The sequence below is a fragment of the Pseudoalteromonas sp. JB197 genome, from assembly GCF_002332205.1.
Classification (GTDB): domain Bacteria; phylum Pseudomonadota; class Gammaproteobacteria; order Enterobacterales; family Alteromonadaceae; genus Pseudoalteromonas; species Pseudoalteromonas nigrifaciens.
Window position 1 is genome coordinate 2,927,469 of sequence record NZ_NRGZ01000001.1, and the last position, 11,026, is coordinate 2,938,494.

At 44.4% G+C, this 11,026-nt stretch carries 4 protein-coding genes; all 4 read left to right on the forward strand.

The genetic code is table 11. The features are described from left to right. Positions 1-11 precede the first annotated feature (11 nt). From CIK86_RS13750 to CIK86_RS13765, 4 genes are read left to right on the forward strand one after another with little or no spacing between them, the layout of a single operon-like run. Positions 12-2,501 carry a penicillin acylase family protein gene (locus CIK86_RS13750; RefSeq protein ID WP_024602295.1) on the forward strand — a complete coding sequence of 830 codons (2,490 nt, stop codon included), beginning with the start codon at positions 12-14 and terminating at the stop codon, positions 2,499-2,501. Continuing rightward, the gene (locus tag CIK86_RS13755) at positions 2,498-4,234 is read left to right on the forward strand and encodes a cyclic peptide export ABC transporter (RefSeq protein ID WP_024602294.1); all 1,737 of its coding nucleotides are present in this window, start codon (positions 2,498-2,500) and stop codon (positions 4,232-4,234) included. The genes CIK86_RS13750 and CIK86_RS13755 overlap by 4 nt, the downstream gene beginning before the upstream one ends. Before the next feature lie 42 nt (positions 4,235-4,276). Next, complete coding sequence (locus CIK86_RS13760) at positions 4,277-9,550, forward strand: AMP-binding protein (protein WP_024602293.1); 5,274 nt, start codon at positions 4,277-4,279, stop codon at positions 9,548-9,550. A 16-nt stretch (positions 9,551-9,566) separates the two neighbouring features. Continuing rightward, positions 9,567-11,000, forward strand: coding sequence for a hypothetical protein (locus CIK86_RS13765; RefSeq protein ID WP_024602292.1), 1,434 nt, complete (start codon positions 9,567-9,569; stop codon positions 10,998-11,000). The last annotated feature ends 26 nt before the right edge of the window (positions 11,001-11,026 follow it).

The window sequence follows — 11,026 nt, forward strand, 5'->3', positions numbered from 1 at the left end:
GGAGTAATTACATGAGCTTAGCGACAACTATTTTTGGCCGTTATCCGTTGATGTCCCGTTTTCTAATTTGGGTGCTTATGCCCATTATAGGTATGCTGATTTATATATATTTTTCAGCGACTCGCTCACTGCCCCCTCAAGTAGAGAGCAGGTCGGTGCAGCATATCAGCTCAAAGGTGGTGGTTGCGCGAGATATAAATGGGGTGGCGAATATCACAGGAGAGGTTGCCGATGATGTGTATTTCGCCACCGGTTTTGTACATGCTCAAGACAGGCTTTGGCAGTTGGAAGTACAGCGCCGGATGGTGTATGGCAAATTAAGTGAGATCTTTGGGCGTAGCCAACTAAATACGGATATTTGGATCCGTACACTTGGTATATACGAAGCGGCAGAACGGGCGTGGCCGCACTTATCACAGGAAGCAAAAGCCTCGTTACAAGCATATACAGCAGGCATCAACGAATTCATCGCTACCGATCCGACATTGCCCCCAGAGTTCACCTTGTTAGGGATCAAACCTTCAACTTGGACACCTATCGACAGCCTAGCGTGGGCAAAAATGTTTGCACTTAACTTGTCTAATGGGATGTGGTCAGACTTAAGACGGTTTGCTGCACTACAGAAGTTTGATGAACAAACTGTAGAACAATTGTTTCCTAAATACCCCAAAGATTCTCCCGTCACAGTGCGTAAAGAGGAACTCTTGCCTCCAGAAAGCATTGCTGGCCTATTAGATATCCGACAAACATTGTCCAGTGATTATGGAATCGGTGGTGAATATGTGGGGAGTAATGCATGGGTTGTGGCTGCGAAATACACTACTCAAGGCGTACCCATTTTGGCCAATGATCCTCACTTGGGACTGCAAATCCCATCGTTGTGGTACACCCTTACACAATCCAGTGATGCCCTTAATGCTAAAGGGATGAGCTTAGTAGGCTTGCCAATAGTCGTGTTTGGTCAAAATACAAAGATTGCTTGGGGGGGCACTAACATGATGGCTGATACCCAAGACTTATTTGTTGAGCAAGTAAATCCTGAAAACCCTAAGCAATATTGGGATGGAGAAAAATGGCACCCATTTGATGTCAGAACCGAGCAAATTTTTGTAAAACCTGATTTTCCAGCATTTCTTAGAGAACCGCTAAAGCCCGTCGAAGTTAAGATTCGAAAAACGCATCGTGGACCTATTATCAGCGATGTGGTGGATAGCTTTCACGATCAACCGATATCCCTTCGCTGGACAGCGCTTGATGATGAAGACACCACTTATGAAGCTTTTTACCAACTAAATTACGCCAATAACTGGCAGCAATTTAAAGATGCACTGAAATTGTATGTGGCTCCCACCATAAATATGCTCTATGCCGATGAGCAAAATATAGGCTATGTCGCGGCAGGTCGAGTGCCTGTGCGTAACAAAGGGACTGGAAATTTACCATTCCCAGCCAATGACGGCTTCCATTGGCTTGGTTATATTCCATTTGAGGATATGCCAACCAGTTTTAACCCTGACTCTGGTCTTATTGTTTCTGCAAATAACAAAATTATTGGTGACGACTACCCGTATTTCTTGAGCCATGACTGGGCTCAGCCATACCGAGCCATCCGTATCGAAGAGATGTTGATGAATAAACTCGCTGAAGATGGTGAGTTGGACATGGAAGACATGCGAACCATACAAGCTGATCAGCTTAATCTTGGCGCGTTGCTTTTAAAGCGAGTATTGACTGAGCTTTTGAATGGCGATGCTGATATAGGTGATACCTTATCCGTCGTTCGAGATTGGAATGGCGAAATGACGCAGGACAGCGTCGCAGCTACCTTGTTTATTAACTGGATACGTCATATTCGTCAGACTATCTATCAGGACGAACTGTCTGCTTATTGGAATCAGAGTAGTAAAAAGCAGCATTTAGAGTTCTTGGTACAGGGGGTGTCTTATCAACAGCTGCTAACACTCATCAGCTCAGATCGTGATCAAAGTTGGTGTGACGATATTAACACTGAACAACTAGAAGATTGCCGCATGATTGTTAAGCAGGCCCTGCAAGAGTCTTTGAAGGAATTGACCCGACTTATGGGATCTGACATAGAGGAGTGGCAGTGGGGAAAGGTGCAGCATGCCTATTACACCCATACACCGTTTAGTGAGGTTAATATTTTAGACTCGCTATTCGAGCGCAGCATTCACAGTGGTGGCTCTCCCAATACAATCAATGTTGCCAGTGGTCAATTTACAGAATCAGATGGCTATAAACAAAACTTTGGAGCTGGATTTAGACAGCTGATACAGCTAGGAGCAGGCCCCGCTCGTCACCTCTACATGAATTCTACAGGTCAGTCAGGCAACGTACTTAGTCAGCATTATGATGACATGATTAAGCCTTTCAACCGTGTCGAGTACTTTGATTTAACAGGCACTGAATCTAACGAACAAGGCTTGTCGGTGTTGACCCTGTTACCAGAAACTAACCCACATTTGGATGGTAAAAAATGAAACTATTTGATGCCTTTACTAAGGCCGCACCTAATGTGGTCTTTTTCTCTGTGCTGTTAGGCGCATTTTCGGGAATATTGTATTCGTTGCTCATTCCAGTTGTTATGCTGGGTCTTACGTCAGAGCAAGGTGGCCTTGACCCAGTGTCTGCCCAAGCGCGTACATTTCTCTCGTTTGAAGTGGCCCAGTACCATATTGCCGCCCTGTTTTTAGGGGTGTGCATCTTGATACTTTTGGCTCGCTCGGCTTCACAAATTATGCTCGTACGACTGGCGACGAACGTTACAGCACAACTGCGTAAAAGACTTTATTATCGAGTCTTAAAAGCCCCAGTCGCGTCGGTTGAGCGAGTCGGCCAAGCCAAGATCATTGCAACTATTACCACTGACATCGCCCGAATAGTTATCGGAGCAAGAGTGTTGCCCGATATGCTTATTAACCTAGTGACAGTTATGGGAATGCTGGGTTTCTTACTTTATCTCAATGCTGACGTATTTGTGTTAGTAATTGGTGCCATTGTGTTTGGCGTAGTGACTTATCAAATTCCAATGTTCTTTGGTAACCGATATTTCTCTCGTGCAAGACAATATGTCGACGACTTACACGAGAGCATCCAGGGTTTGTTAATGGGTGTCAAAGAATTAAAGCTGGATAAAGAAAAGCGCCAGAACTTTTTGGATAAAAACCTGTTATTGAACGAAGAGCAGGTGCTGGAGGCGGATAAAAAAGGTAACACTATTATTCGTGCTGCGGTGAATTATGGCGACCTTATCAGTTTCTACGTCATTGGCGTTACGACCTTTATTTTCGTCAACTACCACTCAATTGAGCAAGCTGAGTTGATTGGTGTGGTGATGGCTCTGCTATATATCACAGGCCCTGTGGCTTTTGTAATCAACAGTTTGCCCCAAATTGCTCTCGCTAGAATTTCTTTGAATAAGGTGAATGGCATTCTGGAAAGTTTGCCTGAAGAGAGGGCAAAAGAAGCAGCTTGCGCTATCCCAACTTGGCAAAGCATTCAATTTCACAATGTGTTTTACCGCCACGAAAGTGACAATCACGAGTTTGTCATTGGACCGATTAACCTAGAGTTAAATCGCAGCGAAATTACTTTTATCACTGGGGGGAATGGGTCTGGAAAATCAACCCTAGGCAAAGTCATCTCTCTACATTATGCAAAAAACTCAGGTGAGATCATCTTCGGTGACACGCGGGTAAGTGATGCTACATTAAACGCCTGTCGTCATGAAATCTCTGCCATATTCACGGATTTCTATCTGTTTGATCGAATTCTAATGGAGTTGGATGAGGCTAAGCAAACCGTCATTACAGAATACCTCAAGGATTTGCAACTGGATGAAAAGATAACGGTTACTAATACAGGTTTCTCCACAACGGCATTATCCGACGGACAGCGTAAGCGCTTAGCGTTGGTGCTCAGTTTTATAGAAGACAAGCCTCTTTATATTTTCGACGAATGGGCCGCGGATCAGGACCCAATTTTTAAAGAAATATTTTATCACAACATCCTGCCTGATCTTAGAAACAAAGGTAAAGCTGTCGTCGTAATCAGTCACGATGATCGATATTTCTCTGTCGCCGATAAACTCATTGTGATGGAAAACGGCAACATTATAGATGTGAAGTACAACGATATGTCGTCAACTACCATGCCGCCCTCAGGTGGACTTGCCAAGACCGCGGGACAGTCATCACTGGATCTTTTGGATTGAACTGAAGATGCGAAGATCCAAAACAGATAAGCGTAATAAAAAATGAAAAATATCATAAACATATTATCAGAGCACGCTAAAAACCAACCTAATAATGTGGCTCTGACCTTTATCGAAGACTCTGGTAAAGAAGCCAGTTTAACGTATGCACAGCTGCACAGTGCAGCCTGCTCGTTGGCGCTCAAGTTAGAGGCTGTGAATACCAACAAATCACCAGTGGCTATCATGATCCCACAAGGGCTGAATTATATCGTGTCCTTCTTTGGTTGTTTGTATGCTGGGGCGGTTGCAGTGCCTTTGTATCCGCCAGGTAGTAGTAATCATGCAGATCGTATCATCAAGGTTGTTCAAGACTGCCAGTGTGAACTGGCTCTCACGAGTGAAAAATTACATTCATTGGTGGAAGAAAGCTGCCAGCAAATAGCCAACTTCCAAGTATTGGCGGTGGGCAGCTTATGGGCAGACGATACTAAACAATCGTTGCCCAAAAGTCATGAGGACTTTTTACCAATTAGCCAACAAGACACCGCATTTTTACAATATACCTCAGGCTCTACGGGTAACCCTAAAGGGGTGATGATCTCTCATAGCAACATCATTGCCAACCTTGATGCGCTCATCGAAGCAACATCCGTAAACGAACAAGACATTTTTTGTAACTGGATTCCACTGTTTCATGATCTTGGCCTGATAACGGCTATGATGTTGCCTCTATACATGGGCGCTCATTCGATTCTCATGTCTCCTGGGCGCTTTATTAAAAACCCCACACACTGGCTAAACGCCATAAGCCGTTTCAAGGCCACGACCTGTGGCGCGCCAAACTTTGCTTACAACTATTGTTTAGAAAAAGTACGCGATGCCGATTTGGAGCAACTTGACTTGTCAAGCTGGCGCATTGCCTATAACGCTGCAGAACCTATTGATGTTGAGACTTTAGACAAGTTCAGTGAAAAATTTGCGCCAACTGGTTTTGAGAGAAGGTATTTCTATCCAGCCTACGGGATGGCAGAAGCTACCGTATATATAGCCTCTGGCAAGCCGGAAACTGAGTCTGTGAGTCGTTGTTTTGACGCGCAACAACTAGAAAACAACCAAGCTTCACCTGTGACGCTGGAGCATGAGAATCGCCGTAATTTAGTGGCTTGTGGTAAGGTGCAATCCTCGCATGATTTACGCATTGTCGACCCGCAAACGCACGAGGAGTTAGCTGATGGTGACATTGGTGAAATTTGGTTCTCAGGTCCCAGTGTTGCTGCCGGTTATTGGGGAGATAAGGCTAAAACGGCAGAGACCTTTAACCGCACAATAAAAGGTCAGCAAGTCGGTGGCTTCATGCGTACAGGAGATCTCGGCTTTAAGCTTGATGGGCAGCTGTATATAGCGGGTAGACTGAAAGATATTTTGATCGTTAACGGGCGCAACTTTTATCCGCAGGATCTAGAAAAAGTGTGTAGCAAAGCCTACCCAGATCTCATTAACGGCGGCACTGTGGCATTTGAGTCTCTTGGAGCTGTGACACTGGTGCAGGAAGTGAAGCGTACAGCCATAAAAAAGCTGGATTTCGAGCACGCCAGAGCAGCTATCCGCAATCAGATTTTTGAGCAGTTTCAGGTATATGTCTCTGATATCAAGTTTGTCAGAGCAGGTTTGTTGCCCAAAACTTCCAGTGGCAAAGTGCAGCGTCGTCTTGTGAAGAAAAAGTGTCTCACCCACACCATGGAGGTATTGCAGGGCTCGCAACAGGATGTAGATGCTAACTCGCTATCAGCCACAGAGATACGTTTACCAGAAACTAAAACACAGAAACAGCTGGCTATCCTATGGCAAGAATTATTGACTTTGGATGAAATCAGTATCACCGCTAACTTCTTTGAGTTGGGTGGTACATCACTGTTATTAAATCAGATGATTAATGCTGCGGCGCAACGCCATGGATGCTATTTGCAGGTTAAAGATGTCTTTAATCACCCTAGCATTGCTAAATTAGCTACCTTTATTGATGCAAGTGTTAAAGATAAAATCGCAAGCACGCATGCGCTTGAGCATCAGAGCAACCTCACGCAAGCGCCTCTCAGTGCTACCCAATTTCGCATTTGGTTTACAGAGCAGATGGAACCAAACACAAGCAAACACTTGCTGTGTCGTGGCGTGAAGTTGACCGGAAGTATTGAGCATAGCCGCCTTGAGCGGGCATTACAGGCCTTGTCAGAGCATCACGAGTTATTACGTGGACAAATCATCTCAACATCTGAGCATCCGTACCTTAGCGTTCGTCAGAATCATACTATACCAATTGAAACTCTAGAAGCAGCAGATGATGCCGAGGCACAGATCTTGGTTGATGCGTTTTGCCAAACAGCTATTAGGTTAGATGCGCCTTCTTTGTGCGAGGTGTTACTGGTATCGGTATCAGATAGTTGCCACTACCTATATTTTAAAGTGCATCATATTATCGCTGATGGTTGGTCGTTGGTGACCTTATTCAATGAGTTAATGCAGCTATGTAGACAGGCTGTAGATAGTCAGTCACCGAAGCATCTACTTCCGGAAAATAGTATCAACTTCTTGGACTTTAGTCATTGGCAACAGCGCTTTTTAGATAGCGAGGAGGCAGCTCAACAGGAAGGTTTTTGGAGCAACTATCTTCAAGATTGCCAGCACCAATTACAGCTTCGCAACGTTGGGGAGGGGGGGGCATCTAGCGATGTTGAGCAACTCAACGAGTCACGCTCAAACAGCATCAGCTTAAATCAGGTTGTGACACCTCAGCTGCAAACTCGACTGAGTCAATTGGCTCAGCAGTCCGGCGGTAGCCTTTTCAATGTTATTCATAGTGCATTGTTGATAGTGCTCAAACGGTTAAGTGGAAGCGACGATATCAATATTGGTGTGCCATTGACAGGTCGCAATCAAGCAGGTTTACATAGCATTGTTGGGCCGTTTGTAGCCAACTTTCCCGTGCGCAGTCAAATTGACGAATTACAAACTTTTAAACAGTGGCTTAGAAGTCAGATCCGCAATCTTGCTGATGTGCAATCCAATCAAGATATTCCGCTGGAACGTATCATTGAACTGACGAATGCGAAGTCTAAGCAAACAGGTAATACACCACTATTTCAAATCTTTTTGAATATGCTTAGCTTGCCGGATATGGCGTTGTCAGGCTCAGAATTATCAGCTGAAATGCTTCGTGAACAAACTGTAGATGCTATTTTTGATTTAACTATCTATGTTTCCAGCACCCAGGATGGCATTAGTTTAAGAGGCTTGTTTAATCAACAGGTCTATCAAGTAGAAACCATTAAACAACTGTTGCAGCAGGTAGTTTTTGTTCTGGAGCAGGTTGCACAAAACCCTGATGTGATGTGTCGTGAGCTGAGTGTGCGAACCCCAGCTTATAATGTCCAAAATTCCAGCCTGCCCCAGCTCAATAAACCTGTGAGCCAAGACTGGTCTGGTGCTGTACATCATTTGTTTACTGACGTTGCAAATCGCCAACCTTGTGCAACTGCAATTGTTTACCATAACCGTCGTTGGAGCTACGCGGAAGTTGAATCATCAGCCAACCATTATGCTCGGGTATTACAAGAGCTAGGTGTTAAAAAAGGCGAAGTGATCCCTATTTTAGTAGAACGTAATGACTATTTGGTGATTGCTACACTGGCAGTATTAAAAACAGGCGCAGCCTTTTGTATGTTGCACTGTGACACCCCTGAATTGCTTAGCGCGCAACTTGCTCAGTTGGATTCAAGGTATATTTTGTCTGTTTCTGAGGCATCTTGTTCAAAAGAAAATGCAGATAGTGAACTGCTCGCTCAGTGTCAATCATTAACGCTTATTTCTTTGTGCGATCATCCAGTAAATGCAAAGCAGACAGTTGTCAGCGAATCAGTTGAACAACAAGATCTTGCTTATATTGGCTTTACCTCAGGTAGTACTGGAAAACCTAAAGCCATTAAAGGTAGCCATAGTGCTCTTTCCGCTTATATTCCTTGGTACAGCCAACAGTTTCAGGTGACAGAGCTGGACACATGGGCAATGGTGTCTGGTTTGACACATGACCCGTTACAGCGAGACATGTTTCATAGCCTATGTGCTGGTGCTACGTTAAGTATTCCTACAGCACAGCAGTACGAGCCCGAGAATCTATTACCTTGGCTGGAACAACAGCAAGTTACTAATATTAATTTGACCCCCAGCCTGATGACTTACTTTTTCACTGGAAGTGATGTGCAGCTACCCCATTTACGCAATGTGTTTATGGGGGGCGAAAAACTTAGCGGATCAACGCTCATGCAAATTCGCGAGCATGCGCCACAGGCGAACATCATTAATTTATACGGAGCGACCGAGTCTTGTCGAGCTTTAGGCTTTTATCAACTAACACCACAGGACATGCAGCACACATTGGATGCAAACAACCCTGTTCCTGTAGGTAAAGGCATTGCAGACACTCAGCTGATACTACTTAACGACGCTTTGCAACTTTGCGGGGTAGGTGAGCTTGGACAGATTGCTATACGCAGTCCGCATCTAACCCTAGGTTATCAAGATGAAACTTTTGCTACACGTAAAGTCTTTTTGCAAAACCCGTTGGCTTCTAATGAACGAGACATGTTGTATCTCACGGGTGACTACGGTCGCTATCTTGCAAATGGCAATGTCGTGGTTGAAGGACGTCAGGATCGTCAGATTAAAGTACGAGGCTATCGTGTTGAGCTGGATCATATTGAGCGTCAATTACAAACCGATATTCATGTAAATCAGGCGTTTGTGAGCAACCGCACTTTAACCAATGGCGATGAACTGATAGTAGCTTATGTTGTTTTGATTGGGGAGGGCACAGAAGAAACGTCCTCACAAGAGTTGCTAAACAAAGTGCGCAAAGAGATGCGACGCAAACTGCCTGATCATATGCAACCTGCTGAGTACTGTGTTCTGGCTGAGTTGCCTGTTAACGCAAATGGCAAAGTTGATTCAGCCAAACTGGCAAAAATTGTGGTATCGGAAACACAGGAGCGTACTTTAATCGCGCCTTCGAATCAGGTGGAACAGCAAATCTACGACTACTGGTTATCGTTGCTAGGTAATAAACCCTTCTGCGTGACAGATGTCTTTTTTGATATTGGCGGGCACTCTTTGTTAGTTACCAAAACCATTGCTTGGTTAAAAACAGAGTTCTCCTTTGCTATCAACTATCAGGATTTTCTGGCTCACAGCTCGGTGGCAGAGTTGTCTAAAAAAGTTATTGCACATCAGAATTATAAGTCTGTTTCAGTTGCTTCTGAAAAGACCCAAAAGATTGTCTTATAGGTATACGGATTTAGTCATGAATAATAGCCCAATATCCGCGCATAACGCGTTTTACTCGAAAAAATATCAGCAGTTACTAGAGTCACTGCGCAATAACGACATGATGCGCAATGAAGCATTACAGACAGGCAGCATAGATAATTTTATGAGTGATTATCAATATCCCTATGGATGTTGGCCAATCATTTTATCTAAGCCTCGAGTGGCGGAATTTACTCGCTTTAACAAAATGCTGCCAGTGCTAATGCACAAGGTTATACGCAGTTATTTTAAAGATGATCCTCAGGGGTTCGCCGACTATCTCAACACTTCGTCATTTTTATACCACATGATGGCAAAGCTAGATGTGGATTCTCGAGATTTGTTTCTGCGCCATGATATGGTGTTTAGTAACAATGAATTTAAGTTATTAGAGGTTAATGCTGGCTCCAATATTGGCGGTTGGCAAATGGACTGGGTTATCCCTGCATTACAGAAGATATGGCAGGGATATCCTGAAACTCAGAGCCTGAACTTACGTACGCGCAATGTGGTACGAGAAATTTTTGAAAAAGCCTGCCAAAGTATGATGCGTTTACCGCGTTCAGGTGTGGTGGGTAACCTGTTATTAATCACTTCTACTGTGCCTAATTACCAGCGCATGGAGCAGGATCTGACTGAATTGTATGAACAAATTAAGCCATCAGCCCTGGCAAAGGGTAAGCTGATTTGGATCAACAATACCAATGATATTGAAGTGCGCGCCGATGGCTTGGCTTATTACAAAGACCAAGTGATGGATGCGGTGTTTTTAAATTCCGATATGGCGCGTGACATTCCTCAGCACAAGATTATGAATTTAGCCAAAAGCTATGTAGCGGGGAATCTAGTTTTCCCTGACAGCCCGTTTCATAACATTTTAGGTAACAAACACTTATTAGCGCTGCTGCACTTAGCAGCACAACAAGCCAAAGACCCTGCTAACAATAAGATTTCTCTCACAGATGAAGAGCTGCAGCTTATCGAGAGGCATATACCATGGACAGTAAAACTCAACACTCCCGTGGTGACTTGGCAGGGCGAGTCCCATGCTCTACCTGAGTTGCTGAAAAGCCATCAAAGTCAGTTTGTCATCAAGAAGTCACTGTCGATGCAAGGGTTGGATGTCTTGATCGGCAAGACCACCTCCAAAGCACTGTGGCATAAGGCAATTGATGAGCACTGTCACGATAACGACTGGTTGGTACAGCAATACTGTGAGCCGGACCCTGTGACCACATGCCACCCTGATTATGGATTGGCTGAGAGTTCCCTCATCTGGGGGGTGTTCGACATTGGAGGAGATTACAGCGGTGCATTTATTCGCTCTGTTCTGGCGGATACCCAACAACGAGTCATCAATTCTGCCAATGGGGCAGTGGAATTCTTAGTTGTGGAAGAAGGTGAGAAAACTCATAAGCTGGTGATTTAGCTGCTTCCTATCAAAACAACAAAACA

What these genes read in the sequence shown, in the direction of transcription:
- CIK86_RS13750 (WP_024602295.1), top strand. Translation starts at nt 12, where the DNA reads ATGAGCTTAGCGACAACTATTTTTGGCCGTTATCCGTTGATGTCCCGT.
- CIK86_RS13765 (WP_024602292.1), top strand. Translation starts at nt 9,567, where the DNA reads ATGAATAATAGCCCAATATCCGCGCATAACGCGTTTTACTCGAAAAAA.
- CIK86_RS13760 (WP_024602293.1), top strand. Translation starts at nt 4,277, where the DNA reads ATGAAAAATATCATAAACATATTATCAGAGCACGCTAAAAACCAACCT.
- CIK86_RS13755 (WP_024602294.1), top strand. Translation starts at nt 2,498, where the DNA reads ATGAAACTATTTGATGCCTTTACTAAGGCCGCACCTAATGTGGTCTTT.